Genomic DNA, 26112 nt, shown 5'->3' on the forward strand with positions numbered 1-26112 from the left:
GTGATGTGGTGACCGCTGCGTTATCCCCCGCCATGATCAGTCATTCCCGGCCGTTCGGCTACCCACTCGGCGAGAAAAGATCTGCGGAAGATGCCGCGCAGGTCACGCGAGCGTCACCAGATCGGCAAACTCGTCACTCCAGATATCCTCCACACCATCCGGAAGCAAGATCACTCTTTCCGGAGCGAGCGCTTCGACGGCGCCCTCGTCGTGGGTGACCAGGACGATGGCTCCGGCGAACGTCCGCAGCGCCGCGAGGATCTCCTCCCGGCTGGCCGGGTCGAGGTTGTTGGTGGGCTCGTCCAGGAGCAGGACGTTCGCGCTGGAGACCACGAGCATCGCCAGTGCCAGCCGGGTCTTCTCGCCGCCGGACAGGACGCCCGCGGGCTTGTCGACGTCGTCGCCGGAGAACAGGAACGAGCCCAGGATCTTGCGGACCTCGACGGGCGCCATGCCGGGCGCGGCGGACTGCATGTTCTCCAGCACCGACCGTTCGACGTCCAGCGTCTCGTGCTCCTGGGCGTAGTAGCCGAGCCGCAGCCCGTGGCCGGCCTCGACGGTGCCGGTGTCGGCCTCGTCCACCCCCGCCAGCAGGCGCAGGAGCGTCGTCTTGCCCGCGCCGTTCAGGCCGAGGACGACGACGCGGCTGCCCTTGTCGATCGCCAGGTCGACGTCGGTGAAAATCTCCAAAGATCCGTACGATTTCGACAAACCCGTCGCGGTGAGGGGGGTCTTGCCGCACGGCGCCGGGTCCGGGAAGCGAATTTTGGCCACCTTGTCGGCCTGCCGCTCGCCCTCGACGCCCGCCAGCAGCTGCCGGGCGCGGCGGTCCATCTGCTGGGCCGCCTTCGCCTTGGTGGCCTTGGCGCGCATCTTGTCTGCCTGGGACAGCAGCGCGGACGCCTGCCGATGCGCGTTGGCGCTCTCGCGCTTGCGGCGCCGCTCGTCGGTCTCCCGCTGGTCGAGGTACTTCTTCCAGCCGACGTTGTAGATGTCGATGACGCTGCGGTTGGCGTCCAGGTGGAAGACCCGGTTCACGACGGCGTCCAGCAGCTCGACGTCGTGGCTGATGACCACGAGGCCGCCCTGGTGCGACTTCAGGAAGTCGCGCAGCCAGACGATGGAGTCGGCGTCCAGGTGGTTGGTCGGCTCGTCCAGCAGCAGGGTGTCGGCGTCGGAGAACAGGATCCGGGCCAGCTCCACCCGCCGCCGCTGCCCGCCCGACAGCGTCCCGAGGGGCTGCCCGAGCACCCGGTCCGGCAGGCCGAGGCTGGACGCGATCGAGGCGGCCTCGGACTCGGCGGAGTAGCCGCCGAGCACGTGCAGCCGCTCCTCCAGCCGCCCGTAGCGGCGGACCGCCTTGTCCCGCGCCTGGCCGGTGGCGGTGGCCATGGCCTCCTCGGCGGCCCGCAGGTCGCGGACGATCTCGTCCAGGCCGCGCGCCGACAGGATGCGGTCGCGGGCCAGCTCGTCGAGGTCGACGCCGCGCGGATCCTGGGGGAGGTAGCCGATGGTGCCCGAGGAGGTGACGGCGCCCTGCGCGGGGAGCGCCTCCCCCGCCAGCACCTTGGTGAGGGTCGTCTTCCCCGCGCCGTTGCGGCCCACGAACCCGACCCGGTCGCCGGGATTGACCCGGAACGAGGCGGATTCGATCAGCAGCCGGGGCCCGGCGCGCAGCTCGATGTCTTTCGCGATGATCACAGTGACAGGGCTCCCCTGGACGGGACGGTTCGACGGGCAGGCGCACGAAACGGCGCGCCGCACGGTCCGGTGACCGGGGCGCGCCAGAACGGCCTGTCAGTTCGGGAGCGAAACCATCGGTCCAGTGTACGTGACCGCGTCCCGCCCCGTTCCATACTTTTTCGCCGCCCCGTCGAACACGAGTGCGAACGCGACCGGGGTATGGGGAGGACGCACGGGTCAGAGCGTGCGACGGGGACGCCGGGCCGGAGACGGCCCACGACCAAGGAGCGAGTCGGAATGACGCACGTCACGAGCAACGCGCCCGAAGGGACGCCGAACTGGATCGACCTGGGGGTCCCGGACGTCGAGCGGGCCAAGGCGTTCTACGGTCCGATCTTCGGCTGGGAGTTCCGCGACACCGGCGCGGAGACCGGGCACTACAACCTGTGCCTGCTGCGCGGCGAGTCCGTCGCGGCGGTCATGAAGAACCCGGACGAGGACGCCGACGACTTCTGGTGGGACGTCTACTTCGCCACCGACGACTGCGACGCGACGGTCGCGCGGGTCACCGACGCGGGCGGCGAGGTGGTGGAGCCCGCGATGGACGTGATGGACCTCGGCCGGATGGCCATCGTCCGCGACCCGCAGGGCGCCCAGTTCGGCCTGTGGCAGGGCCGCGCGCACATCGGCTCCGCCTACGTGAACGAGCCGGGCTCGCTCGTCTGGAACGAGGTCGTCACCCCGGACCCCGAGGCCGCGCTCGGCTTCTACGCCGCCGTGTTCGGGCACCGGGGCGAGGCGATGCCCGACGAGGAGGCGGGCGGCATGGACTACACCGTCCTCAAGCGCCCGGACGGCCGCTACATCGGCGGCGTGATGGGCGAGCCGGGCGCGGGCGGCGCGTCGTGGCAGTCGTGCTTCGCCGTCGCGGACGCCGACGAGGCCGTCCGGCTGGTGCGCGAGGGCGGCGGCGCCGTCGACCGGGAACCCGTCGACTCGCCGTACGGGCGGTTCGCGTCCGTCCGCGACCCGTTCGGCGCCCGGTTCCAGCTGATGAAGCCGGCGCCCGAACCGGCGGGGTGACCCCGCCGCCGGTGCCGGGCGGGCGCGCGCCCGCCCGGCACCGGCCGGCCGGTCAGTCCTGGCGTTCGGCGGCGAGGCGCTGGTTGATCGTGTGCTGGAGCCGCTGCAGCCCGGACGTGCCGACCGTGCCGATCTGGCCCTCGAGGTCGCGCAGCAGGACGTCCTCGTTCATCACGACCTCGGACGACTGCATCAGCACGGTGCCCTGGCCGGTGAAGTCGAACTGGTGCTCCTCGCCGGACGCGCCCCCGATGCCGAACGCGGCGCGCGCGGCGCCGAGCGCCCCCCGCATGTACGCGTGGTCGTAGTGGTGGCAGGGGGACGGGCAGTCGGCCCAGCCGAGCAGCGCCTGCGGGTCGACCCGGACGGGCGGTTCGACGAAGTGCACGGGCCCGTTCGAGGCGGCCACGAACCGGCCGGTGCCGATCAGCGTGAGGAAGCCCGGGATGATCGACTGCTTCAGTTCCAGGCCGGGCTCGAACGCCAGCAGGTTGCCGGCGCGGACCGTGAGGTTGCCGTCGTCGAGGTCGAAGGAGTTGACGTCGAAGCCCCGGTCGGCGAGCAGCAGCTTGCCCTGCCCCTGCGCGACGATCCAGTCCTGCGCGTAGAGCGGGGAGTTGAACGTGTGCGCGACGAGGGCGTCGAGGGGCCCGGCCGACAGCGCCTCGAACCTGATCTGCCCGTAGTAGGCGATCATCTTGCCCTTCTGCGCGAACCACTGCCCGTTGAGGTCCACGCTGAAGGCGTAGGGGTTGACGTTGTCGTTGGCCGGGAGCGTGCCGGCGTTCCAGGTCTGCGTGCCGTAGCTGGTCACGGTCAGATCTTCCTCTCGCTGGCCTGGACGTAGACGACGCCGGAGCCGCTCAGCTCGAGCTGGAACGCCTCGCCGGAGCCGCGGCCCACCAGGTCGCGGAGTCCGACGGCGGTGCTCAGCTTGTTCTGCACCTGGCCGCGGTGGGCGACGTACGCCTGCGGGTCGACGTGGACGGGGCGCTGCGGGGTGATCGGCATCTCCATCACGCCGCCGTGCGACAGCAGCGCGCAGGAGCCGCGGCCGGTGAGCGTGGTGGTGAACAGGCCCTGGCCGGTCACCGCGCCGCGGATGACGCCGCGGACGCCGCCCTGCTCGCCCATGAACATCGTCCCGACCTGGAGGGTCGCGTCGTGCACGAGGAGCCGGTCGGCCTCGACGAACAGCGTGTCGGAGCCGTCGAGCTCGACCGTGGTGACCTCCAGGCCCGCGTACCCGAACATCACCCGGCCCTGCCCGGTGACGTGCATCATCGAGGTGCGCTCGCCCGCGACGGCGCGTCCGAGCGTCTGGCCGAGGCCCTGCCCGGCGGTCGCGGACGGCGCGAACGACACCGGGCCGGTGTAGCCGAGCATCGCGCCGCGCCTGCTGTAGACCTCCCGCCCCGGCCCGACCTGCACCTGGAGCATCTTGGAGTTGATCGACTGGTATCCCGGCATCAGATCTCCAGAATGCCGCCGCGCTCGGCGGGCTGCACGTAGACCAGGCCGTGCCCCTGGTACCGGAACTGGACGCTCTCCCCGGACCCCTGGCCGAGGACGGTGCGGAAGTTGACGTCGGTGACGACGTCCTGCTCGAGCCGGCCGATGTGCCCCACGTAGGCGTGCGGGTCGACGCTCAGCGGCGCCTGCGGCGTCACCTCGAGGGCGATCGCGGGCCCGTCCGACAGGATCGCCGCGGTGCCGTGCCCGTCGACCTTGGTGGTCGCGAGGCCCTGCCCGCTCCCCATCCCGCGCAGCCCGACGAAGTGCACGCCGGTCTGCAGGCCGCCGTCCAGGGCGAGGAGGCTCTCGGACTCCACGTAGAGGGTGTCGCCGGCGAGCTGGACCAGGGTGACCTCGGTCGCCTCGCTCGCCAGGTACACCGTGCCCTGGCCGCTGATCTCCATGAGGGTCATGCTCTCGCCCGCGATCTTCCGCTTCAGCGCGCCGCGCAGGCCCTCGCCCCCGCTCATGCCCTGCCGCTTGAAGGCCATCTGTCCCTCGTAGGCGACCATGGAGCCGTTGAGCGCCCTGATCGACTCGCCCGCGAGATCGACGGCCAGCATCTTGGAGCCGTTCAATCGAAATTGCGCCACGGGCCGATAACATACCGGCCTGCCCCCGCCCAACCACAGGCATCGACCGTGAGCGGACCGGCGCGTTGCGGACGGGACCGCCCGGTGATCGGGAAGGATGGCGCCCATGTGGATCGCTCCCGAACGCCGCAGCATCAGCCGGTGGGCCGTCCCCGGCCTCGTCGTGGCCGCCGCGGTGGTGGTCGGCGCCGTGCTCGCCGCCGACGGCCGCACCGGCACCGGCGCGGTCGCGCTCTGCGCGCTCGCCGGGTACGCGGGGCTGCTGGCGCACCGCAGGCACGACGCCGGCCCGGCCCTCGGCGAGGGGTTCGGCACCGGGCACCGGACGCGCGCGCACCGGCGCGGCGCCGCCGTCACCGGGGACGTGCTGACGGTCGCGGTCGTCGCGGCGCTGACCGTGCAGGCGCTGCGCGGCGCCGAGATCGCCCCGTACGCCTGGCTCGCCGCCCTCGCGGGCGTCACCTACCTGCTGGCGACGCTGTTCGCCGGACGCGACCTGTGACCATTGTTTATGATCATGCGGGGCACGTCTGACCTGGCGAATTGTGCGTGAACAACTCCTGACAACTGGGGTTTCGGGCGTATAGAGGCGGCATCATGCGGATGTGTCAGCCCTTGATGTCCTTCTCCCCGCCCGCGCGGTGTTCCACCCGGTCGTCGACCTGGGCAGCGGCGCCGTCGTGGCCGTGGAGGCGCACGCGGGCCCGACCGCGGACCCGTCCGCCGGGCCCCTCCCGGACCCGGCCGCAGACCTCCGCCCCGACCCGTACACCGCACCGCCCGCCCCCGCCGGACGGCCCGATCCCGCCGCCGACGACGTGCGCCGCGCGGTCGACGCGGCGGGCGCGGCGGCGGAACTCGGCACGCGGCTCCCGCTGCTGGTCGGCCTGCGCGCCGAGACCCTCGCCGCGGGCGAGCACGTCCTGTCCGCCCTGCACCGGGGCCTGGGCTCGGCGGGACGCCGCCCCAACGAGATCATCCTGTGCGCGACCGGCGGGTTCCCGCCCGGGATCCGGCCCGCGGTGGCGGCCGCGCTCGGCGGGCTGCGCCGGGCCGGCTACCTCGTCGGGCTCGCCGGGCTCGGCGCCGCGCACGCGCCGCTGGACCTGCTCGCCGACGTCGCCCCCTACCTGCTCAAGCTCGACGCCGACCTGGCCCGGCGGACGCCGGGCGAACCGCGCCGCTCCGCGCTGGCCGGGAGCCTGATGGACCTGGCGCACCGGCTGGAGACGCACGTCCTCGCGCCGGGGCTGGAGACCCAGGACCAGGTGCTGCACCTGCGCGGGCTCGGCGCCCGGCTCGCCCAGGGACCGGTGCTGGCCGGGCCGGAGTGGCGGCCGGGCATGCCGGTCAGCGTCCCCGTCGCGGCGCGCGAGGAGCCGGCGGCGCGGCTCCCGTACGCCTCGCTCGGGCCGCGCGTGTCGGAGTTCACCCTGCCGGCGATCACGCTGCCGCACACGGCCACCGCCGACGAGGTGCTGGAGGCGCTGAACGCCGAGAGCGGCGTCACCAGCATCGTCCTGGTGGACGAGCGGCAGCGCCCGTACGCCACGGTGGACCGGACGCGGTTCCTGCTGCGGCTGTCGGGGCCCTACGGGCACGCGCTGCACGCCGCCCGGCCCGCCGCGCGGCTCGCCGACCGGCCCCGGCCGGTGCCGCGCACCGTCCCGGCGGTGGCGGCGCTGCGCGCGGCGGGCCGGGAGGACGAGCGGGTCTACGACGACCTGGTCGTGGTGGACGAGGTGGGCCGCTGCCTCGGCATCGTCCGGGTCGCCGACCTCATCCGCGGCCTGTCCCCCTGACCGCGTGCCCCGGACGCCCCCGGACTTCCGGCCACCGCGTGCGGCGCCCGTCCCGCCGGACGAGGGGGGCGGCGCGCTGAGCGGCCGTGTGGCGGGCCGGAGGCGTCAGCGGGGATGCGGGTGACGGCCGGGGTCCACCGGGCCGACGGCGGCCGTCTCCTGGGCGAGGATGGCCGCCTGGACGCGGCTGCGCAGCCCGAGTTTCGCCAGAATGCGGCTGACGTGCGTCTTGGTGGTGGTCTCGGCCATGTCGAGGCGCTCCGCGATCTGGCCGTTCGACATGCCCTCGCCCAGGCACCGGAAGACGTCCCGCTCGCGGGGCGTCAGGTCCGCCAGCCCGGGGACGGGCTCCGGTGCCGCCGGGCGCGCGGCGAACGCGCCGATCAGCCGCCGGGTCACCTTCGGGGCGATGATGCCCTCCCCCGCCGCCACCGTGCGCACCGCGTCGACGAGCCGGTCGGCGTCGACGTCCTTGAGCAGGAACCCGGCCGCGCCCGCCCGCAGCGCGCCGAACACGTACTCGTCCACGTCGAACGTGGTCAGCACGAGCACGTCGGTGAAACCGGAGATCTCCCGGGTGGCGCGGATGCCGTCCAGCCGCGGCATGCGCACGTCCATCAGCACCACGTCCGGGCGCAGCTCGCGCGCCAGCTCGACCGCCCGTTCCCCGTCGGCGGCCTCGCCGACGACCCGGACGCCCGGCGCGGCGCCCAGGATGAGGACCAGCCCGGCGCGCACCGCCGCCTGGTCGTCGGCCACCAGCACGTCGATCATCTAGGTCGTCTCCTTCTCGGCGGGCGGGTCCACCGGCAGCCGGGCGCGCACCCGCCAGCGGGAGCCGTCCGGCTCCGGCCAGGGGCCCGCGTCGAACCGGCCGCCCAGCAGCGTCGCCCGCTCCCGCATCCCGATCAGTCCGCTGCCGGTGCCCGGCAGCCGCGCGTCGCCGGCCCCGAGCGGGCTCAGCACGTCGATCGTCAGGCCGTCGCGCCCGTACTCGACCACCACGTCGGCGCGGCCGGGACCGGCGTGCTTGAGCGCGTTCGTCAGCGACTCCTGCACGATCCGGTACGCGGCCAGTTCCACCGCCGCGGGCAGCTCGGGCGGCTCCCCGGCGATCTGCAGCCGGGCGGACAGGTCGTTGCGCGACGTTCGCGCCACCAGCCGTTCCAGCTCCGACAGCCGCGGCTGCGCGGGCGGATCGGTGTCGGCGCCGTCGCCGTCGCGCAGCAGCCCGATCATGCGGCGCATCTCGGCCAGCCCCTGCACGCTGTTCTCGCGGATCACCTCGAGCGACCGGTCCAGCGTCTCCCGGTCCAGGTCGCGGACCTTCAGGACGGCCGACGAGTGCAGCGCGACGGCGCTCAGGTGGTTCGCGACGACGTCGTGCAGCTCCCGCGCCATCCGGGCCCGCTCGGCGCCCACGGCGGCGCGCCGGTCGAGCTCGGCGAGCCGCGCGACCTGCTCGGCGCGCTGCCGCTCGGCCTCCGCCCGGAAGCGGTGCTCGCGGACCACCATCGCGGTCAGCACCGGCGCGACCCAGGTCATCCCGGCGACCGCGCCCAGCAGCACCGCGACGGAGATCCCGCCCAGCAGGGCGCCCGCCGCCACCGTGGTGGCCAGCGTCGCCGCGATCGTCACGCCGAGGAGCCGTTCGGCCGTCCGCCGCGGCCCGTACAGGCTCGCCGCGTACAGCGCGTCCCCGTAGATCATCAGCGTGGCGAGGCTCGGTCCCAGCGCCACGTCGAGGAAGTTGAAGGGCGTCGCCACCGCCAGCCCGGTGCGGGGCGCCGTCCGCCGCAGCAGCATCGCCGCGCACAGGCCGGCCAGCGGGACGCACCGCAGCGCGAGGTTCGGCAGCCAGGCGTCCACCCACTTGATGTAGCCGTCCGCGAGGATCATCAGGACGCCGCCGATCAGCGCCGCGGCGGCGATGAGGGCGTCCTGCGGGGTGGTGAGGCGGCGGGCGGTCGACAGCACGCCCCCTATCTCAGCACCTCCGGGAGTGTGGCGCGTCCACCGCTGTGAGGGCGGCGCGTACATCCTTCGGACGACCCGCGAAACCTCATCCCAGACGACGTGTCCCCTCCCCCGCGTGTCCGACGATCGAGGGGTACGCCATCGGAGGGAACGCACAGTGCGCACCATCGGAACCATCGTCGCGGTCGCGGGTCTGCTCTCGCTCGTCAACCACGCCTTCGGCAGCGATCAGATGGACGTTCTGGAGTGGACGGACACCCGTCAGCCGCTCGCCGGAATCGGCCTCGGCCTGCTCGGGCTGGCGCTCTACGGCGCCGGCGCGGCCCTCGCCCGGCGCCGGTGACGCCGTGCTCATCGCGGTCATCGCCGCGTGCGAGATCGGGTTCTGGGTCGTCCTCGGCGCCGGCCTGCTCGCCCGCTACCCGCTGCGGATGCGGCGCCTCGGGGCCCTGCTCCTGCTCTGCGTGCCGCTGATCGACGCCGTGCTGCTCGCCGCGACCGTCCTCGACCTGCGCCGGGGCGCCGAGGCGGGCTTCGCGCACGGGCTGTCGGCCGCCTACCTCGGCTACTCGATCGCGTTCGGGCACAGCATGGTCCGCTGGGCCGACGAGCGCTTCGCGCACCGGTTCGCGGGCGGCCCGCCGCCCCGCGGGAAGCCGCGGGGCGGCCGGGCGCGCACCCGGTACGAGTGGCGCGAGTTCGGCAAGGCCGCCGCCGCCACCGCGATCGCCTGCGGGCTGCTCGTCGGCATGATCGCCATGGTCGGCGACGCCGAGCGCACGGCGGCCCTGTGGGCGTGGGCGGCGCGCCTCGGCCTCGTCCTGGCGATCTGGGCGATCTGGCCCGTCAGCCACACGCTGTGGCCGGCCAAGGAGCAGGAGCCGGAGGGGCGGAGCGCTAGCCCCGCAGAGTCCGGACGGCCGCGGTGACGATCGGCAGGTCGAACTCGCCCGCGGCCGTCTCGGGCCTGCCGCGCAGGTAGTCGCGCACCCGCCCGAGCAGCTCGTCGCGTTCGGCGGCGTCCAGCACGAGCACGTGGCTGTGCGTGCCGACGGTCGCCGCCATGGAGTCGACCGTGCGCCGCTGGGCGTGCGGGAACTCCGCCCGCTCGATCTCCGGGAACCACCGCGTCGGAGGGACCGACTTCGGCCGCCATCGCCGCAGCGACACGGTGCTGCGCGCGGCCTCCTTCAGCCCCGCGACCCACGGCACGCGGTCGTCGTCCAGGTTCCACAGCCCCGCGAGGACCCCGCCCGGCGCGAGCACCCGGTGGATCTCGGGGAGCGCCCGGTCGAGGTCGAACCAGTGCATCGCCTGCCCGACCAGGACCGCGTCCACGCTCGCGTCGCCGAGCGGGATGTCCTCCGCGCCCCCTCGCAGGACGCGCACGTCGGGGAGCCCGCGGCGGAGTTCGCCGAGCATCGCCGGATCGGGTTCGACGGCCACGACGTCCTCGGGGCGCAGGCCGTCCCGCAGGAGGACCTCGGTGAGCTTGCCGGTGCCCGCGCCGAGGTCGAGCACCCGCGGCGGCCGTCCGCCCAGGGGCTCCAGCGCCCACCGCACCGCGGCGACCGGATAGTCGGGCCGCTCCGCCGCGTACGCCGCGGCGCCGCCGCCGAACGAGGCCGCACGCCGGGCCACGAGCCCCGGATCGCTGTCCGGAAAAGCATCCTTCACGTCGGACGACCCTACGCGGACGCCTCGGCGCCGGTGGCACCGCGCCCGGCGGACGCGCGGAGGCCGCGCCCCGGGTCGGGGCGCGGCCTCCGCGGGTGGCGCGTCAGACGTTGAAGCCGAGGGCGCGGAGCTGGTCCCGGCCCTCCTCGGTGATCTTGTCGGGGCCCCACGGCGGGAGCCACACCCAGTTGATCTTGACGTCCTGCACCAGGCCGTCCAGGGCGCTGTGCGCCTGGTCCTCGATCACGTCGGTGAGCGGGCAGGCGGCGCTGGTGAGCGTCATGTCCAGGGTGGCGACGCCCCCGTCGAGGTTCACCCCGTACACCAGGCCCAGGTCGACGACGTTGATGCCGAGCTCGGGGTCGACGACGTCCTTCAGCGCCTCGAGGACCTCCTCCTCGGCGGCGGTGTCGGCGCCGGTGCCGCCCGCGGCGGCCTCGGCCGTCTCGGGCGCGCCGGTCGTCTCGGCGGTGCCGGTCGTCTCGGCGGTGTCGGTCGTCTCGCTCATGATGCCTCTCCCAGTGCGCGGGCGGTCGCGTCCTTCCACGCCATCCAGGCGAGGAGGGCGCACTTGATCCGGGCCGGGTACTTCGACACCCCGGCGAAGGCGACGGCGTCCTCCAGGACGTCCTCGTCCGGTTCGACGTCCTGGCCGCGCGACTGCATCAGCGCCAGGAACTCGTCGCCGACCTCCATGGCCTGCTTGACCGACTTGCCGATCAGCAGGTCGGCCATCACCGACGCGCTGGCCTGGCTGATCGAGCAGCCCATGGAGTCGTAGGAGACGTCCGCCACCGTGGCGTCCCGGCCGTCGCCGTCCAGGTGGACGCGCAGCGTCACCTCGTCGCCGCACGTCGGGTTGACGTGGTGCGCCTCACCCTCGTACGGCTCCCGCAAGCCCTTGTGGAGGGGATTGCGGTAGTGGTCCAGGATGACCTCCTGGTACATCGCCTCCAGCTGCATGTCGTCCTTTCCAAGCCTTTCTGGCTACAACCGGGGCGGCCCTCAGGCTGTTCCGAAGAACTTCTGCGCCTGCCGTACCCCGTCGGCGAGCGCGTCCACGTCGGCGAGGGTGTTGTACAGGTAGAACGTCGCCCGGGTGGTGGCGGGGATGCCGAACCGGCGGCAGATCGGCCACGCGCAGTGGTGCCCGACGCGGACCTCGACGCCGAGGTCGTCCAGCACCTGGCCGACGTCGTGCGGGTGGATGTCCGCGACGGTGAACGACACGGCCCCGCCGCGCGCCTCGGTGGTGCCCGGGCCGATGATCCGGACGCCGGGGATCTCCGACAGCCGCTCGAGGGAGTAGCCGACGAGGGCCTCCTCGTGCGCGTGGACCCGGTCCATGCCGAGGTCGGCAAGGTAGTCGCAGGCCGCGCCGAGCCCGACGGCCTGCGCGGTCATCGGGACGCCCGCCTCGAACCGCTGCGGCGGCGGCATGAACGTGCTCGACTCCATCCGCACGAGCTCGATCATGGAGCCGCCGGTGATGAACGGCGGCATGGCCTCGAGGAGCTCGCGGCGGCCCCACAGCACGCCGATGCCGGTCGGGCCGAGCATCTTGTGCCCGGAGAAGGCGAGGAAGTCGGCGCCGAGGGCGCGGACGTCCACCGGCTGGTGCGGAACGGACTGCGCGGCGTCCAGCAGGACGAGCGCGCCGACCGCGTGGGCACGCTCCACGATGCGGTCGACCGGCGTGACGGTGCCGAGGACGTTCGACTGGTGCGTCAGCGCGACGATCTTCGTGCGCTCGTTGACCAGGCCGTCCAGGCCGTCCAGGTCGAGGCGGCCCTCGTCGGTGATCCCGAACCAGCGGAGCGTCGCGCCGGTGCGGCGGCACAGCTCCTGCCACGGGACGAGGTTCGCGTGGTGCTCCATCTCGGACACCACGACCTCGTCGCCGGGGCCCACCCGGAAGCGCTCGGCCTCGGGCCCGGCGGTGGCGGCGTTGCTCATCGCGTACGCCACGAGGTTGATGCCCTCGGTGGCGTTCTTGGTGAACACGATCTCGCCGGGCGTCGCGCCGACGAACCGGGCGATGGACGCGCGCGCCTTCTCGTACGCCTCGGTGGCCTCCTCGGCGAGGAGGTGGGCGCCGCGGTGCGGCGCCGCGTTGTACCGCTCGTAGAACTCCCGCTCGGCGTTCAGCACCGCGACGGGCTTCTGCGAGGTGGCCCCCGAGTCCAGGTAGACCAGGGGCCGCCCGCCCCGGACGGTGCGCTGCAGGAGCGGGAAGTCCTTCTTCAGCTCCTCGGGCAGCAGTGTCATGCCGACGCGCCCGCCTTCACGTACTTCTCGTAGCCCTCGTTCTCCAGCTGGTCGGCCAGCTCGGGGCCGCCCTCGGCGACGATGCGGCCGCCCGCGAAGACGTGCACGAAGTCCGGCTGCACGTACCGCAGGATGCGCGTGTAGTGCGTGATCAGCAGGACGCCGGTGCCGGGCGCGGCCGAGAACCGGTTCACGCCCTCGGACACGACCTTGAGGGCATCGACGTCGAGGCCGGAGTCGGTCTCGTCGAGCACGGCGATCTTCGGCTTGAGCATCTCCAGCTGGAGGATCTCGTGCCGCTTCTTCTCGCCGCCGGAGAAGCCCTCGTTGAGGGAGCGCTGCGCGAACGCGGGGTCGATGGACAGCCCGTCCATCGCCGCCTTCATCTCCTTGGAGAACTCGCGCAGCTTCGGGGCCTCGCCGCGGACGGCGGTGACGGCCGAGCGCAGGAAGTTCGAGACGGACACGCCCGGCACCTCGACCGGGTACTGCATCGCCAGGAACAGCCCGGCGCGGGCGCGCTCGTCGACGCTCATGGACAGGACGTCCTCGCCGTCGAGCGTCACGGTGCCGCCGGTCACCTCGTACTTGGGGTGCCCGGCGATCGCGTAGGCGAGGGTGGACTTGCCGGAGCCGTTCGGCCCCATCAGCGCGTGGGTCTCGCCGGCCTGCACGGTGAGGTCGACCCCGCGCAGGATCTCCTTGGTCCCGTCGGTGCCTTCGCCGACGGAGACGTGGAGGTCGCGGATCTCAAGCGTGGCCATGGTGTTGTCGTTCCTTAGTCGTCGGAGCCGAGCGAGACGTAGACGTCGCCGTCCTCGACCTTGACCTTGTAGGTGGCGACCGGCTGCGTCGCCGGCGGGTTGGTGGGCTTGCCCGTGCGCAGGTCGAAGCAGGACCCGTGCAGCCAGCACTCGATGGTGCCGTTGTAGATCTCGCCCTCGGAGAGGGAGACCTCGGCGTGCGAGCAGATGTCGTTGACGGCGAACACCTCGTCGCCGCTGCGCGCGATCGCGACGGGCGTGTCGTCGACCTCCACGCCGAGCGCCCCGTCCGCCGGGACGTCGGCGAGCGCGCACACCTTCACGTACGTCACCGGTCACCGCCCCGCACGTCGAGCTCCGCCTCGATGGCCTGCCGGACCTTGTCGCGCACCTCGTCGACCTCGATGCGGTCGACGAGCTGGCCGAGGAAGCCCCGGACGACCATGCGCCGCGCCTCGTCGAAGGTGATGCCGCGCGCCTGCAGGTAGAACAGGTGCTCGTCGTCGAGGCGTCCGGACGCGGAGGCGTGCCCCGCGCCGGCGACCTCGCCGGTGAGGATCTCCAGGTTCGGCACCGAGTCGACGCGCGTCCCGTCGGTGAGGACGAGGTTGCGGTTCAGCTCGTAGGTGTCGGTGCCCTCGGCCTCGGCGCGGATGATGACGTCGCCGATCCAGACGGCGTGCGCGTCGGCGTCCTGCAGGGCGCCGCGGTAGTCGACGCGGCTGCGGCAGTGCGGCACGGTGTGGTCGACCAGGAGCCGGTGCTCGAGGTGCTGGCCGCCGTCGACGAAGTACACACCGTACAGCTCGGCGTCGCCGCCGGGCGCCTCGTACGCGACCGACGGGGAGATCCGCACCAGGTCGCCGCCCAGCGAGATGTTGTGGGAGACGAACCGGGCGTCGCGGCCGAGCCGGGCGTGCTGGTGCGACACGTGCACGCTGCCGTCGTTCCAGTCCTGCAGGCTGATCACCGAGAGGCGGGCGCCGTCGCCGACGACGAACTCGACGTTGTCGGCGTAGGTGGCCGAGCCGCGGTGCGCGAGCACCACGGTGGCCTCCGCGAACGGCTCCAGGATCACGGTGGTGTGCCCGTAGGCGGCGGCCGAGGCGTCCTCGCCGCGCACCCGCAGGACGGTCGGCGCGGACGCCACCGCCTCCTTCGGCACGGTGACGACCGTGGCGTGCGCGAACGCGTTCCACGCCTGGGCGGAGACCCGGTCGGCCGGGACGTACGCCTTGCCGAGGCGGGCGTCGTCGCGGCCGACGGTCTCGACCGTCACCTCCGGCGCGGCCTCGACGTCGACGATGACCTTGCCGCCGTCCTGCGCGGTCCCGTTGTGCAGGCCGTGGAGGCGGCGCAGCGGGGTGAACCGCCACTCCTCCTCGCGGCCGGTGGGGACCTCGAAGTCGCCCAGGTCGTACGACGCCTTCTCGTGCAGCGTCGAGAGAGGCTTCACGTCCAGCCCCATCAGCCGACGGCTCCTTCCATCTGCAGCTCGATGAGCCGGTTCAGCTCGAGGGCGTACTCCATCGGCAGCTCGCGCGCGATGGGCTCGACGAACCCGCGCACGATCATCGCCATGGCCTCGTCCTCGGTGAGACCGCGGCTCATCAGGTAGAACAACTGGTCCTCCGACACCTTGGAGACGGTGGCCTCGTGGCCCATCTCCACGTCGTCCTCGCGGACGTCCACGTAGGGGTAGGTGTCGGAGCGGCTGATCTGGTCGACCAGCAGCGCGTCGCACTTGACGGTGGACTTGCTGTGCTCGGCGCCCTCCTGGATCTGCACCAGGCCCCGGTAGGAGGTGCGGCCGCCGCCGCGCGCCACCGACTTGGACACGATGCTGCTGGAGGTGTTGGGCGCGGCGTGCACCATCTTGGCGCCGGCGTCCTGGTGCTGGTCCTCGCCCGCGAACGCGATCGACAGGGTCTCGCCCTTGGCGTGCTCGCCGAGCAGGTAGACCGCCGGGTACTTCATGGTGACCTTGGAGCCGATGTTGCCGTCGACCCACTCCATGGTGGCGCCCTCGTAGGCGACGGCGCGCTTGGTCACCAGGTTGTAGACGTTGTTCGACCAGTTCTGGATGGTCGTGTAGCGGACGCGGGCGTCCTTCTTCACGACGATCTCGACGACGGCCGAGTGCAGGGAGTCCGACTTGTAGATCGGGGCGGTGCAGCCCTCGACGTAGTGGACGTAGGAGCCCTCGTCGGCGATGATCAGCGTCCGCTCGAACTGGCCCATGTTCTCGGTGTTGATCCGGAAGTACGCCTGGAGCGGGATCTCGACGTGGACGCCCGGCGGCACGTAGATGAACGAGCCGCCCGACCACACGGCGGTGTTGAGCGCGGCGAACTTGTTGTCGCCGACCGGGATCACGGAGCCGAAGTACTCCTGGAAGATCTCCGGGTGCTCGCGCAGGCCGGTGTCGGTGTCGACGAAGATGACGCCCTTCTCCTCAAGGTCCTCGCGGATCTTGTGGTAGACGACCTCCGACTCGTACTGGGCGGCGACGCCGGCGATGAGGCGCTGCTTCTCCGCCTCCGGGATGCCGAGCTTGTCGTAGGTGTTCTTGATGTCCTCCGGGAGCTCCTCCCAGGAGGCGGCCTGCTGCTCGGTCGACCGGACGAAGTACTTGATGTTGTCGAAGTCGATGTCCGACAGGTCCGAGCCCCAGGTCGGCATGGGCTTCTTGTCGAACAGCCGCAGCCCCTTGAGGCGCAGGTCGAGCATCCAGTCCGGCTCGTCCTTCTTGCCAGAGATGTCGCGGACGACGTCCTCGTTCAGGCCGCGGCGGGCCGAGGCTCCGGCCTCGTCGGAGTCGGCCCAGCCGAACTTGTACCTGTCGAGCCCTTCCAGTTCAGGGTGGGCTGCCGTAGTCATAGGGGCGTCCTCCCGGACTCCTCGTCACTGGTCAGTGTGCTTGCGGGGGGATCCCCCGCGTCCCCCGGCCCGTCCGCCGGTTCCCCGGCGGCGTCCGTCCCGTCCCCGCACAGGGAGCGGGAGCTGACGTGGGTGGTGCAGATGCCGTCGCCGTGGGCGATCGTGGCGAGCCGCTGGACGGGGGTGCCCAGCAGCCGGCTGAACGCCTCCGTCTCGGCCTCGCACAGCTGCGGGAACTCCGCCGCCACGTGCGAGACCGGGCAGTGGTGCTGGCACAGCTGCTCGCCGCCGCCCGGCTGCGGGGCCTTCGCGGCGGCCGCCGCGTAGCCGTCCCCGGACAGCGCCTCGGCGAGCGTGCGGACCCGCTGGTGGGGCGGGGCCTCCTGCACGACGGGCCGGTAGCGCCGCTCGAGGTCGGCGATCTGGCGCCGGGCGAACTCGGCGACCGCGTGGGCGCCGGCCGTCTCGGCGAGGAAGCGCAGCGCGCTGGTCGCCAGGTCGTCGTAGGCGTGCACGAACGCGCTGCGTCCCGCGTCGGTGATGGCGAACCACTTGGCGGGGCGCCCGCGGCCGCGCCGCGTCTGCGGCCGGGCCCGGCGGACCTCGATCATGCCCTCGGCCAGCAGCGCGTCCAGGTGCCGGCGGATCGCGGCCGGCGTGAGGCCGACCCGCTCGCCGAGCGCGGACGCGGTGACGGGGCCGTGCTCGAGGATCAGCCGGGCCACCCGGGCGCGGGTGTCGCGCTCGGTCCCGGCCGGAGACGGCACGCCGGACGGCCGTGTCACCACGGCCTCCGCGCTCGCCCGATCCTCGCTCACGTTTTTCACAACATCAGTGTGCCGTAATTCCTTCCCCCGAAACACCGGTTTGCCGATGTCGTGGCTCACGCAGGTAAGCCTTACCTAAACGAGCCGTCCGGCCCGGTGAGCGTACGGGCCGCGTGCCGTGCCCCGGAGCGGCTCCCGGAAGCGGTCCGTCACCGGGACGCCACGCGCGGGAGCATCAGCACCGGGCGGGGCGCCGAGCGCACGATCTTGCCGGAGCTCTCCCCGAGGAAGACCCCGCGCAACGGGCCGTGGTGCCCGGACTGGCAGGTCAGCACCTCGCCCGGCAGCATATCGACCGCGGCGAGGGCCTTGCCCACGCTCACCCCGGCGACCGCCTCGGTCGTCACCGGGACGCCCTCCACCGATCCGGCGGCGCGGGCGAGGTCCTCCTCGGCCCGCTCCCGCTGCCGCTCCAGGATCTCGCCGGAGTCCCGGAACCGCGCGGCGACCCCGGGCGGCCGGAGCACCAGCGTGAGCAGCCGCATCGGGACGTCGAGCGCCGCGGCCCACCCGGCGGCGACGCCGAGCGGGTTCTCGGCCTCCCGGCGGCGCCAGTACGCGGCGGTCAGCCGCTCCAGCCGCGGCGGCGCCTCCGCCCCGTACCCGCGCGGCGCCATCAGGACCGGCACCGGCGAGCCGTGCAGGAGCTGGTCGGCGGTGCTGCCGACCGCGATCCGGCCGCGCCGGCCGCGCGGCGCCGAGCCGATCACGACCACCCCGGCCCCGACGTCCTCGGCGACCTCGATGAGCCCGCGGCCGCTGCCCCGGTGCGCGTGCACCCGGGGCTCGGCGCCGCCCTCCGGGACGCCCAGCTCCGCGAGCCGCACCACCGCCGCCCGGACGACCTCGTCCGCGCGGCCGCGCAGGTAGGCGAGCCATTCGGCGTCCACCGAGCCCGGTCCGCGGGCGGGCCACGGCGGCGGGTGGACGTTCGCGGCGGTCACCGCCGCGCCCGTGGCGCGCGCGACCAGCGCGGCGAGCACGAGCGCGTCGTCGCCGCGCTCGTCCGGGGAGCATCCGACCAGGACCCGCGCCGTCATGCCGTCCCCCCGCCCCGCAGCCGCGAGTGGCGGCGCCCGTAGGCGAAGTACGCGGCGAGCCCGACCAGCCCCCACAGCAGGAACACGAGCCACGTGATCCCGCCGAGCCCCACCATCAGGTACAGGCAGAACGCGACGCCGAGCAGCGGCGTGATCGGGTACAGCGGCGTCCGGAAGCTGCGGGGCAGGTCGGGGCGGGTCCGCCGCAGGACGATCACGCCGACGCTGACGAGCGCGAACGCGAACAGCGTCCCGATGCTGGTGGCGTCCACGAGGCGGCCCAGCGGGACGAACCCGGCGAGCAGCCCGATGAACGCCGCGACGATGACCGTGTTGGCGACCGGCACCGACCGCTTCGGGCTCACCCGCTGGAAGACGGGCGGGACGAGCCCGTCGCGCGACATCGCGAACAGGATGCGGGTCTGCCCGTACATCACCGTCAGGACGACGCTCGCGATCGCGATCACGGCGCCGATCGACAGGACGGCCGACGGCCACGCGGCGCCGGTGGCCGCGTCGAGCACGTTCGCCAGGGACGCCTCCGAGTCGTCCTCGCCGAACCGCGTCCAGTGCATCGCGCCGACCGCGGCGAGCCCGACCAGCACGTACACGGCGGTGACGATGGCGAGGGACAGGACGATCGCCAGCGGCAGGTCGCGGCGCGGGTTCTTCGCCTCCTCGCCGGCGGTGGAGGCGGCGTCGAAGCCGATGTAGGAGAAGAACACCTTGGACCCGGCCGCGCTGATCCCCGCCCAGCCCATCGGCGCGAACCCGGCGAGGTTCTCCGACCGGAACGCCGTGAAGGCCACCGCGCAGAAGAACAGCAGCACGCCGATCTTGAGGAACACCATGACCGTGTTCGCGGCGGCGGTCTCGGACGCGCCGCGCAGCAGGAGGAACGCCGCCAGCGCCACGACGACGACCGCGGGCACGTTGACGATCCCGCCGCCGCCCGGCGGGTCGGCCAGCTCCGCCGGGATCGTGAACCCGAGCGTGGTGTCGAAGAAGGCGCTCAGGTAGGCGCCCCAGCCGACCGCGACCGCCGAGACCGACACCCCGTACTCCAGCAGCAGGCACCAGCCGCACACCCACGCGACCAGCTCGCCCAGCGTCGCGTACGCGTACGAGTAGGACGAGCCGGACACCGGGATCGTCCCGGCCAGCTCGGCGTACGACAGCGCCGAGAACAGCGCGGTGACCGCCGCGAGGACGAACGACGCGACGACCGCGGGGCCCGCGAGCGGCACCGCCGACCCGAGCACGACGAAGATGCCCGTGCCGAGGGTGGCGCCCACGCTGAACAGGGTGAGCTGCAGCAGGCCCATCGTCCGCCGCAGCTCCCCGCCCGCGCCGCGCCCGCCCTCGGCGACGATCCGGTCGACCGGCTTCGTGCGCAGCAGGCTCCGCGCGAACCCGCCGGCGCCGGGCCCGGCGGGGGCGGACGGGCCGGTGGGCGCGGTCAAAGCGTGCTCTCCAGCGGCCACGTGGCGTTCGGCGTGACGATCGTCCCGGCGGTGCCGTCGAGGATCTCCGCGCACTCGTCGAGCAGCCCGATCGCCGCCATGTCGCCCGTCCGCTCCACGAACCGGCAGGCCGCCTCCACCTTCGGGCCCATCGACCCCGCGGGGAACTCCTCGCCGCGCAGCTCGTGCGGGGTGGTGTGGGTGATCTCCTCCTGGTCGGGGGTGCCGCGGCGCCGCACCACCCGCGGGACGTCGGTGAGGATGAGCAGCGCGTCCGCGTCCAGGCTCTCGGCGAGCACCGACGCGGTGAGATCCTTGTCGATCACCGCCTCGAGGCCCTCCAGCCGACCCACGTCGTTGCGGAACACCGGGACGCCGCCGCCGCCCGCGCACACCACGACCGTCCCGAGCCGCACCAGCTCGCGGATCAGCCGGGTCTCGATGACGCGCTGCGGCCGCGGCGACGGGACCACGCGCCTCCAGTGCCCGCCGTCCGGCCGGACGGTCCACCCGTAGTCGGCGGCGAGCTTCTCCGCCTCGTCCCGCTCGTACACCTGCCCGACGAACTTGCTCGGTTCCCCGAACGCCGGATCGACCGCCGACACGAGCGTCTGCGTGATCATCGCCATCACCTGGCGGCCGGGCAGCGCGTTCTGCAGCGCCTGCAGGATCCAGTAGCCGATCATCCCCTGCGTCTCCGCGCCGACGGTGTCGAGCGGATACGGGCGGGTCAGGTTCGGGTCGTTGACGCTCTCCAGCGACAGCACGCCGACCTGCGGCCCGTTCCCGTGCGTGACGATCAGCTCGTGCCGCCGGGCGAGCGGGGCCAGCGCCCGCACCGCGCGGGCCACGTTGGCGCGCTGCGGCCCGTCGTCGGGCGACTCGCCGCGGCCGACGAGCGCGTTGCCGCCCAGCGCGACGACCACCCGCATGATCAACACCCCCCGATCGCGGATTCCCCCGGCGGCGCCGCCGAAACCCCCGCCGGGCGCGGCCGTCCGGTCCGGCTCCCAGGCCCGCCTCCGGGCCCCGGCCTGCCCGCCCGTCCGGCCGTCCCCGGGGCGGGCGCCCGGAGGCGGGCGCCGACCGGTCCGCGCCCCGTCCTAAACTCGTGGGCATGACACCCCCGGGAGACGGCGCCGTCGAGCTGGAGTCGCTCGTGAAGCGCTACGGAGCGGCGACGGCCGTGGACGGGCTGTCGCTGCGCGCCGCCCGGGGCGAGGTCACCGCGCTGCTCGGCCCCAACGGCGCCGGGAAGACCACCGCGATCGAGATCTGCGAGGGGTACCGCCGGGCCGACGCGGGAACGGTCCGCGTCCTCGGCCTGGACCCGGCCGCCGACGCCCGCGCGCTGAAACCGCGGGTCGGGGTGATGCCGCAGTCGGGAGGCGTGCCGGGCACGGCGCGCGCCGCCGAGTTCCTCGGGCTCGTCGCGTCCTTCCACGCCGCGCCGCTCGCCCCCGCCGCCCTGCTGGAGCGGCTCGGCCTCACCGAGCACGCCCGCACACCGTTCCGGCGCATGTCGGGCGGGCAGCAGCAGCGGCTGTCGCTGGCCGTCGCGGTCGTCGGCCGTCCCGAGCTGGTCTTCCTGGACGAGCCCACCACCGGGCTCGACCCGCAGGCCCGGCGCGCGACCTGGGACCTGATCGGGGAGCTGCGCGCCGCCGGGGTGTCGATCGTGCTCACCACGCACAACATGGACGAGGCCGAGACCCTCGCCGACCACGTCGTGATCGTCGACCGCGGCCGGGTCGTCGCCGAGGGCGCCCCCGCGGCGCTCACCGGCGCCGAGCGGCAGCTGCGGTTCCGCGCCCGGCCCGGGCTCGGCCTGGAGGAGCTGCTGTCGGCGCTGCCCGCCGGGTGCGCCGCCAAGGAGTCGCCCGCCGGGCACTACCTGATCGAGGCGGACGTGCGGCCCGAGCTGCTGGCCACCGTCACCGCGTGGTGCGCGTCGCACGGCGTGCTGACCGAGGACCTGCGGATCGAGCGCCGCACGCTGGAGGACGTCTTCCTGGAGCTGACCGGACGGGAGCTGCGCGCATGACGGTCGGGGGGGCGCGGGCGGAGCCGTCCGCCGCGCTGGACTTCACGCCCGCGCCGGGCGCGGTGCCGCTGCCGCGGATGGTCCTGGCGCAGACGGCGTACGAGCTGCGCGCGATGCTGCGCAACGGCGAGCAGCTGCTGCTCACCATGATCATCCCGGTGGTGCTGCTCGTGCTCTTCAGCGCCACCTCGCTGCTGGACCTCGGCCCCGGGAGCCGCGTCGACTTCCTCGCCCCGGGCGTCCTGGCGCTCGCGGTGATGTCGACCGCGTTCACCGGCCAGGCCATCGGCACCGGCTTCGAACGCCGCTACGGGGTGCTGAAGCGGCTCGGCGCGACGCCGCTGCCGCGCGCCGGGCTGATCGCCGCCAAGACCCTCTCCGTCCTCGCGGTCGAGGTGATCCAGGCCGCGCTGATCTGCGCCGTCGCCCTCGGGCTCGGCTGGGAACCGCACGGCGACCCGTTCTCGGTGCTCGCGCTGCTGCTGCTCGGCACCGCCGCGTTCAGCGGGTTCGGCCTGCTCATGGCCGGGACGCTGCGCGCCGAGGCGACCCTCGCGGCGGCGAACCTCGCGTACGTCCTGCTGCTGGCCGTCGGCGGCGTGGTGTTCCCGCTGGACGAGTTCCCCGAGACGGTCCGGAGCGCCCTGGAGCTGCTGCCGATCTCCGCGCTGGCCGAGGGGCTGCGGGACGTCCTGCGGGACGGCGCCGCGGTTCCCGGCGGCCCGCTGCTCGTCCTCGGGGTGTGGGCCGTCGCCGGACTCGCCCTCGCCGCCCGGTTCTTCGCATGGGAGTGATCTCGGACGTGACGCATGGCACTGGCTGAGGCGTCCGGTTCCCTCGGCGGCGCGTCCCGCGCGCCCGGCCGGACGACGCTGCTCTCCCTGGGTTCCGTCCCCCCGCCCGCGCTGATCCTGCTCGGCATCATCTCCGTGCAGGTCGGGGCCGGTCTGGCCAAGAACCTGTTCGACCGGCTGCCGCCGAGCGCCGTCGTGACGCTGCGGCTGCTGACCTCCGCGATCGTCCTGGCGTTCCTGGCCCGCAAGGCGCTGCGGACCGTCCTGCGGGACCACACCCGGCAGGACCTCGCGATCGCCGCCGGGTTCGGGCTCGCGCTCGCCGGGATGAACTTCTCGATCTACCAGTCGTTCGCCCGCATCCCGCTGGGCGTCGCGGTGACGATCGAGTTCCTCGGGCCGCTGAGCGTGGCGCTGCTGGCGTCCCGGCGGCCCCGCGACGTGCTGTGGGCGCTGCTGGCGGGCGCGGGCGTGGTGATGCTCGCCCGGGGCGGCGGCGACCTCGACCCGGTCGGCGTCGCGTTCGCCCTGGTCGCCGGGGTGTGCTGGGCGGCCTACATCCTGCTGACGGCCGCGACCGGGCGGCGGTTCGCCGGATCGTCCGGCCTGGCCGTCGCGAGCATCGTCGGCACCGCGGCCGTCCTGCCGGTGGGCGTCGCCGAGGGCGGCGCGGAGATGCTCGACCCGCGGCTGCTGCTGATCGGCCTCGGCGTCGGGCTGCTGTCGTCGGTGATCCCGTACTCGCTCGAGCTGGAGGCGCTGCGGCGGATGCCCGCGCGGGTCTTCGGCGTCCTGATGAGCCTGGAGCCGGCCGCCGCCGCCCTCGTCGGCGTCGCGCTGCTCGGCGAGATCCTCGGCTGGCGCCAGTGGCTCGCGATCGTCTGCGTGGTCGTGGCCAGCGTCGGCGCCACGCGGAGCCAGAAGGACCCGCCCGAGGCGCCCGAGGCTTAGCGGCCGGACGGGCGCGCCGGGCCGCGGTGCGGTGGCGACCGCGCGGCCGGGCGTGGAAGGATCGGGACGGGACCACCTGCAATCGACCGGAGGGGAGTCCGCGTGATCGGCCGGAACGAGGACCAGGGAATGCCGCCGGAGTACTTCGAGGCGGGATCGGCGTCGTTCGTGGACTTCCTGCGCCTCCACTCCCCCGACCTGCTGCCCGTCAACCGGGTGCCCGGCGCCGGGACCGCGCCCGACCTGCCGCACGGCACGACCGTCCTGGCGCTGACCTTCCCGGGCGGCGTCATGATGGCCGGGGACCGCCGCGCCACCCAGGGCAACCGCATCGCCTACCGCGAGCTCGACAAGGTCCAGCGCGCCGACGAGTACTCGGTCGTCGCGTTCGCGGGCACCGTCGGGCTGGCGCTGGAGATGGTCCGGCTGTTCCAGGTCGAGCTGGAGCACTACGAGAAGATGGAGAGCGCGCCGCTGTCGCTGCCGGGCAAGGCCCGGCGCCTCGGCGCCGTGATCCAGGCGAACCTCGCGCAGGCCATGCAGGGCCTCGCCGTCGTCCCGCTGTTCGCCGGGTACGAGGAGCGCACCGGCACCGGGCGCATCTACACCTACGACATCACCGGCGCGCCGCAGGAGGCCCGCGACTACCACGCCGACGGCTCCGGCTCCCCGTACGCGCTGGGGGCGCTGAAGAAGCTGTACCGCCCCGACCTGTCCGAGCGCGACGCCGCGACCGTCTGCGTGCACGCCCTCTACGACGCCGCCGACGACGACTCCGCGACCGGCGGCCCCGACCGGGCCCGCCGGATCTACCCGACGATCGCGGTCGTCACCGACGACGGCTACCGGGCGCTCGGCGAGGACGAGGTGGCGGAGATCGTCGACGAGGTCGTGACGGGCCGCATGGAGCACCCGGACGGCCCCGTGGCGCCGCTGCGCTGACCCCCGGAAACGTCGGACCCGGCCCGTAACATCGACCGTATGGCACGGGCGAACGACGAGGCTGCGGCCCTCATCCAGGAACTGGCGGACCTGCTGTCCATCACGGGCGGCGACGCGTTCAAGATCAGGGCGTACGAGAAGGCGGCGCGGGCGATCGCCGGCCACCCCGACGACATCTCCGGCCTCGACCTGGCCGGGCTGCGCAAGATCCCCACGGTCGGCGAGGCGATCGCGAAGAAGGTCCTCGACTACACCTCCACCGGCACGATCCGGCAGGTGGAGGAGCTGCGGACGCAGATCCCCGCGGGCGTCCGCGCCCTCACCGCGATCCCCACCCTCGGCCCCAAGAAGGCCCTCGCCCTCTACGAGGAGCTCGGCGTGTCGTCGGTGGAGGAGCTCGAGACCGCCATCGGCGCGGGCCGGCTGCGCGGGCTCAAGGGGTTCGGCGCCAAGACCGAGGAGAACATCCTGCGCGGCATCGAGCTGATGCGCGACGCCGGGGAGCGCGTGCTCGTGGACGCCGCCGCGAGCGTCGCCGACGAGGTCGTCGCGGCTCTCTCCGCGCTGCCGCAGGTGGAGCGCTGCGAGCACGCCGGTTCGCTGCGCCGGATGCGCGAGACGATCGGCGACGTGGACGTCCTCGCGGCCTCCGCCGACCCGCACCCGATCATGGCGGCGTTCGCCGCGCTGCCGCTCGTCCACGAGGTGATCGCGAGCGGCGACAAGAAGACCTCGATCCGCACGGCGAAGGGCCTCCAGGTCGATCTGCGGGTCGTCCCGCCCGAGTCGTGGGGCGCGGCGCTGCAGTACTTCACCGGCTCGCAGGCGCACAACATCCGCACCCGCGAGATCGCCGTGAAGGCGGGGCTGAAGCTGTCGGAGTACGGCCTGTTCGACGCCGAGTCGGGCGAGCTGATCGTCTCCGCGACCGAGGACGAGGTGTACGAGCGCCTCGGGCTCCCCTGGGTGCACCCGGCGCTGCGGGAGGACACCGGCGAGATCGAGGCGGCCCTCGCCGGCGGGCTCCCCCGCCTGGTCACCGTCGGCGACCTGCGCGGCGACCTGCACAGCCACACCGACCTCACCGACGGCATCGCCCCGCTCGAGGACATGGTCGCCGCCGCCGCGGCCCGCGGCCTGGAGTACTACGCGATCACCGACCACGCGCCGAACCTGTTCATGCAGCGGATGACCGACGCGAAAATGCTCGCGCAGCGCGAGCGGGTCCGAGAGCTCCAGGCGTCCTGGCCGGACCTCGCGCTGCTGCACGGGACCGAGCTGAACATCGACCCCGACGGCGGCGTCGACTGGGACGCCGACTTCCTGGCGGGCTTCGACATCTGCGTCGCGTCGATCCACTCCCACTTCACGCAGGACCGGGAGGCGATGACGCGCCGCCTCGTCCGGGCGTGCGAGAACCCGCACGTGCACGTCATCGGGCACCCGACCGCCCGCAGCATCGGCCGCCGCCCGCCCGTGGACGCCGACTGGGACGAGGTGTTCCGCGCGGCCGCCCGCACCGGCACCGCCCTGGAGATCGACTCGTTCCCCGACCGCCTCGACCTGCCCGCCGACCTGATCCGCCGCGCCAAGCGCCTCGGGGTGAAGTTCTCCGTCGACACCGACGCCCACTCCGTCGGCCACCACCGCAACATCCGCTACGGCGTCGGCACCGCCCAGCGCGGCTGGCTCACGCCCGACGACGTCATCAACACCTGGCCCCTCGACCGCCTCCGCGGGTTCCTCGGCAAGACCTGACCGCGCCACCGGCGGCGGTCCGGAGGGCCCGCACGGGCGAGCGCCGTCCCG

28 protein-coding genes are annotated in these 26112 nt (G+C 73.6%); 10 read left to right on the forward strand and 18 right to left on the reverse strand.

Annotated features, from left to right (window positions below; translation table 11 throughout):
* Positions 1–102: 102 nt before the first annotated feature.
* Positions 103–1701 (reverse strand): ABC-F family ATP-binding cassette domain-containing protein, encoded by a 1599-nt coding sequence (locus H505_RS0137225; protein WP_026406020.1) that lies wholly within the window; start codon positions 1699–1701, stop codon positions 103–105.
* Between the two features lie 279 nt (positions 1702–1980).
* Between H505_RS0137225 and H505_RS0137230 the strand changes: the two genes are divergently transcribed.
* Complete coding sequence (locus H505_RS0137230; protein ID WP_026406021.1) at positions 1981–2766, forward strand: VOC family protein; 786 nt, start codon at positions 1981–1983, stop codon at positions 2764–2766.
* Between the two features lie 52 nt (positions 2767–2818).
* On the opposite strand, the gene H505_RS0137235 is transcribed toward H505_RS0137230, so the two are convergent.
* The 3 genes from H505_RS0137235 to H505_RS0137245 are packed head-to-tail and all read right to left on the reverse strand — an operon-like array spanning position 2819 to position 4874.
* Complete coding sequence (locus tag H505_RS0137235; protein ID WP_034521797.1) at positions 2819–3580, reverse strand: AIM24 family protein; 762 nt, start codon at positions 3578–3580, stop codon at positions 2819–2821.
* A 2-nt stretch (positions 3581–3582) separates the two neighbouring features.
* Positions 3583–4236 (reverse strand): AIM24 family protein, encoded by a 654-nt coding sequence (locus H505_RS0137240; protein ID WP_026406023.1) that lies wholly within the window; start codon positions 4234–4236, stop codon positions 3583–3585.
* Positions 4236–4874 (reverse strand): AIM24 family protein, encoded by a 639-nt coding sequence (locus tag H505_RS0137245; protein ID WP_233617389.1) that lies wholly within the window; start codon positions 4872–4874, stop codon positions 4236–4238. Before H505_RS0137245 ends, H505_RS0137240 begins: the two co-directional genes overlap by 1 nt.
* A gap of 106 nt (positions 4875–4980) precedes the next feature.
* On the opposite strand from H505_RS0137245, the gene H505_RS0137250 reads away from it, so the two are divergent.
* Together H505_RS0137250 and H505_RS46810 are read left to right on the forward strand one after the other, a co-directional pair.
* The gene (locus H505_RS0137250; protein ID WP_026406025.1) at positions 4981–5376 is read left to right on the forward strand and encodes a hypothetical protein; all 396 of its coding nucleotides are present in this window, start codon (positions 4981–4983) and stop codon (positions 5374–5376) included.
* A 103-nt stretch (positions 5377–5479) separates the two neighbouring features.
* The gene (locus H505_RS46810; RefSeq protein WP_064743786.1) at positions 5480–6676 is read left to right on the forward strand and encodes an EAL domain-containing protein; all 1197 of its coding nucleotides are present in this window, start codon (positions 5480–5482) and stop codon (positions 6674–6676) included.
* Positions 6677–6781: 105 nt separating this feature from the next.
* Here H505_RS46810 and H505_RS0137260 read toward each other — a convergent pair whose 3' ends face one another.
* Both H505_RS0137260 and H505_RS0137265 read right to left on the reverse strand, forming a co-directional pair.
* A complete protein-coding gene (locus tag H505_RS0137260; RefSeq protein ID WP_026406026.1) occupies positions 6782–7450 on the reverse strand; it encodes a response regulator in 669 nt (222 codons plus the stop codon).
* Entirely contained in the window at positions 7451–8653 is a 1203-nt protein-coding gene (locus H505_RS0137265) for a sensor histidine kinase (RefSeq protein WP_233617390.1), read from the reverse strand.
* A gap of 157 nt (positions 8654–8810) precedes the next feature.
* Here H505_RS0137265 and H505_RS0137270 point away from each other — a divergent pair, with 157 nt between their 5' ends.
* Positions 8811–8996 (forward strand): hypothetical protein, encoded by a 186-nt coding sequence (locus H505_RS0137270; protein WP_026406028.1) that lies wholly within the window; start codon positions 8811–8813, stop codon positions 8994–8996.
* Between the two features lie 4 nt (positions 8997–9000).
* On the forward strand, positions 9001–9582 hold the full coding sequence (locus tag H505_RS0137275) for a hypothetical protein (RefSeq protein ID WP_026406029.1): 582 nt from the start codon (positions 9001–9003) through the stop codon (positions 9580–9582).
* On the opposite strand, the gene H505_RS0137280 is transcribed toward H505_RS0137275, so the two are convergent.
* From H505_RS0137280 to H505_RS0137335, 12 genes are all read right to left on the reverse strand, one after another.
* Positions 9551–10330: a class I SAM-dependent methyltransferase gene (locus H505_RS0137280; RefSeq protein ID WP_211238636.1), complete on the reverse strand. Its 780-nt coding sequence runs from the start codon at positions 10328–10330 to the stop codon at positions 9551–9553. The two genes, H505_RS0137275 and H505_RS0137280, sit on opposite strands and share 32 nt — an antisense overlap.
* Positions 10331–10433: 103 nt before the next feature.
* Entirely contained in the window at positions 10434–10838 is a 405-nt protein-coding gene (locus tag H505_RS0137285) for a metal-sulfur cluster assembly factor (protein ID WP_026406031.1), read from the reverse strand.
* Positions 10835–11293 carry a Fe-S cluster assembly sulfur transfer protein SufU gene (gene sufU / locus H505_RS0137290; protein WP_026406032.1) on the reverse strand — a complete coding sequence of 153 codons (459 nt, stop codon included), beginning with the start codon at positions 11291–11293 and terminating at the stop codon, positions 10835–10837. Before sufU ends, H505_RS0137285 begins: the two co-directional genes overlap by 4 nt.
* A gap of 42 nt (positions 11294–11335) precedes the next feature.
* Positions 11336–12598 carry a cysteine desulfurase gene (locus H505_RS0137295; RefSeq protein ID WP_026406033.1) on the reverse strand — a complete coding sequence of 421 codons (1263 nt, stop codon included), beginning with the start codon at positions 12596–12598 and terminating at the stop codon, positions 11336–11338.
* Positions 12595–13362, reverse strand: coding sequence for a Fe-S cluster assembly ATPase SufC (gene sufC, locus H505_RS0137300; RefSeq protein ID WP_026406034.1), 768 nt, complete (start codon positions 13360–13362; stop codon positions 12595–12597). Before sufC ends, H505_RS0137295 begins: the two co-directional genes overlap by 4 nt.
* Before the next feature lie 14 nt (positions 13363–13376).
* Positions 13377–13694, reverse strand: a complete 318-nt coding sequence (locus H505_RS0137305; protein WP_026406035.1) for a non-heme iron oxygenase ferredoxin subunit — start codon at positions 13692–13694, stop codon at positions 13377–13379.
* Positions 13691–14830, reverse strand: coding sequence for a Fe-S cluster assembly protein SufD (sufD, locus tag H505_RS0137310; protein ID WP_026406036.1), 1140 nt, complete (start codon positions 14828–14830; stop codon positions 13691–13693). The genes H505_RS0137305 and sufD overlap by 4 nt, the downstream gene beginning before the upstream one ends.
* Positions 14830–16242: a Fe-S cluster assembly protein SufB gene (sufB, locus tag H505_RS0137315; protein ID WP_026406037.1), complete on the reverse strand. Its 1413-nt coding sequence runs from the start codon at positions 16240–16242 to the stop codon at positions 14830–14832. The genes sufD and sufB overlap by 1 nt, the downstream gene beginning before the upstream one ends.
* Complete coding sequence (locus H505_RS46815; RefSeq protein ID WP_084551262.1) at positions 16239–17060, reverse strand: helix-turn-helix transcriptional regulator; 822 nt, start codon at positions 17058–17060, stop codon at positions 16239–16241. The genes sufB and H505_RS46815 overlap by 4 nt, the downstream gene beginning before the upstream one ends.
* Positions 17061–17218: 158 nt before the next feature.
* Positions 17219–18109: a universal stress protein gene (locus tag H505_RS0137325; RefSeq protein WP_026406038.1), complete on the reverse strand. Its 891-nt coding sequence runs from the start codon at positions 18107–18109 to the stop codon at positions 17219–17221.
* On the reverse strand, positions 18106–19572 hold the full coding sequence (locus tag H505_RS0137330) for an amino acid permease (RefSeq protein ID WP_034521801.1): 1467 nt from the start codon (positions 19570–19572) through the stop codon (positions 18106–18108). The genes H505_RS0137325 and H505_RS0137330 overlap by 4 nt, the downstream gene beginning before the upstream one ends.
* Positions 19569–20504: a carbamate kinase gene (locus tag H505_RS0137335; RefSeq protein WP_026406040.1), complete on the reverse strand. Its 936-nt coding sequence runs from the start codon at positions 20502–20504 to the stop codon at positions 19569–19571. The genes H505_RS0137330 and H505_RS0137335 overlap by 4 nt, the downstream gene beginning before the upstream one ends.
* Positions 20505–20689: 185 nt before the next feature.
* Here H505_RS0137335 and H505_RS0137340 point away from each other — a divergent pair, with 185 nt between their 5' ends.
* From H505_RS0137340 to polX, 5 genes are all read left to right on the forward strand, one after another.
* Positions 20690–21616 carry an ABC transporter ATP-binding protein gene (locus tag H505_RS0137340; protein WP_026406041.1) on the forward strand — a complete coding sequence of 309 codons (927 nt, stop codon included), beginning with the start codon at positions 20690–20692 and terminating at the stop codon, positions 21614–21616.
* Entirely contained in the window at positions 21613–22410 is a 798-nt protein-coding gene (locus H505_RS0137345; protein ID WP_034521803.1) for an ABC transporter permease, read from the forward strand. Before H505_RS0137340 ends, H505_RS0137345 begins: the two co-directional genes overlap by 4 nt.
* Before the next feature lie 15 nt (positions 22411–22425).
* Positions 22426–23361: an EamA family transporter gene (locus tag H505_RS0137350; protein WP_026406043.1), complete on the forward strand. Its 936-nt coding sequence runs from the start codon at positions 22426–22428 to the stop codon at positions 23359–23361.
* A gap of 129 nt (positions 23362–23490) precedes the next feature.
* A complete protein-coding gene (gene prcB, locus H505_RS0137355; RefSeq protein WP_026406044.1) occupies positions 23491–24303 on the forward strand; it encodes a proteasome subunit beta in 813 nt (270 codons plus the stop codon).
* A 39-nt stretch (positions 24304–24342) separates the two neighbouring features.
* A complete protein-coding gene (gene polX / locus H505_RS0137360) occupies positions 24343–26061 on the forward strand; it encodes a DNA polymerase/3'-5' exonuclease PolX (RefSeq protein ID WP_026406045.1) in 1719 nt (572 codons plus the stop codon).
* The last annotated feature ends 51 nt before the right edge of the window (positions 26062–26112 follow it).

This window comes from Actinomadura rifamycini DSM 43936 (assembly GCF_000425065.1).
Taxonomy (GTDB): Bacteria; Actinomycetota; Actinomycetes; order Streptosporangiales; family Streptosporangiaceae; genus Spirillospora; species Spirillospora rifamycini.

Coding starts and splice junctions, on each gene's coding strand:
- H505_RS0137230 (WP_026406021.1), top strand. CDS start 1,981: ATGACGCACGTCACGAGCAACGCGCCCGAAGGGACGCCGAACTGGATC.
- H505_RS0137240 (WP_026406023.1), bottom strand. CDS start 4,236: ATGCCGGGATACCAGTCGATCAACTCCAAGATGCTCCAGGTGCAGGTC.
- H505_RS0137250 (WP_026406025.1), top strand. CDS start 4,981: ATGTGGATCGCTCCCGAACGCCGCAGCATCAGCCGGTGGGCCGTCCCC.
- H505_RS0137260 (WP_026406026.1), bottom strand. CDS start 7,450: ATGATCGACGTGCTGGTGGCCGACGACCAGGCGGCGGTGCGCGCCGGG.
- H505_RS0137285 (WP_026406031.1), bottom strand. CDS start 10,838: ATGAGCGAGACGACCGACACCGCCGAGACGACCGGCACCGCCGAGACG.
- sufU (WP_026406032.1), bottom strand. CDS start 11,293: ATGCAGCTGGAGGCGATGTACCAGGAGGTCATCCTGGACCACTACCGC.
- H505_RS0137295 (WP_026406033.1), bottom strand. CDS start 12,598: ATGACACTGCTGCCCGAGGAGCTGAAGAAGGACTTCCCGCTCCTGCAG.
- sufC (WP_026406034.1), bottom strand. CDS start 13,362: ATGGCCACGCTTGAGATCCGCGACCTCCACGTCTCCGTCGGCGAAGGC.
- sufD (WP_026406036.1), bottom strand. CDS start 14,830: ATGGGGCTGGACGTGAAGCCTCTCTCGACGCTGCACGAGAAGGCGTCG.
- sufB (WP_026406037.1), bottom strand. CDS start 16,242: ATGACTACGGCAGCCCACCCTGAACTGGAAGGGCTCGACAGGTACAAG.
- H505_RS0137325 (WP_026406038.1), bottom strand. CDS start 18,109: ATGACGGCGCGGGTCCTGGTCGGATGCTCCCCGGACGAGCGCGGCGAC.
- H505_RS0137335 (WP_026406040.1), bottom strand. CDS start 20,504: ATGCGGGTGGTCGTCGCGCTGGGCGGCAACGCGCTCGTCGGCCGCGGC.
- H505_RS0137340 (WP_026406041.1), top strand. CDS start 20,690: ATGACACCCCCGGGAGACGGCGCCGTCGAGCTGGAGTCGCTCGTGAAG.
- H505_RS0137345 (WP_034521803.1), top strand. CDS start 21,613: ATGACGGTCGGGGGGGCGCGGGCGGAGCCGTCCGCCGCGCTGGACTTC.
- H505_RS0137350 (WP_026406043.1), top strand. CDS start 22,426: ATGGCACTGGCTGAGGCGTCCGGTTCCCTCGGCGGCGCGTCCCGCGCG.
- prcB (WP_026406044.1), top strand. CDS start 23,491: ATGCCGCCGGAGTACTTCGAGGCGGGATCGGCGTCGTTCGTGGACTTC.
- polX (WP_026406045.1), top strand. CDS start 24,343: ATGGCACGGGCGAACGACGAGGCTGCGGCCCTCATCCAGGAACTGGCG.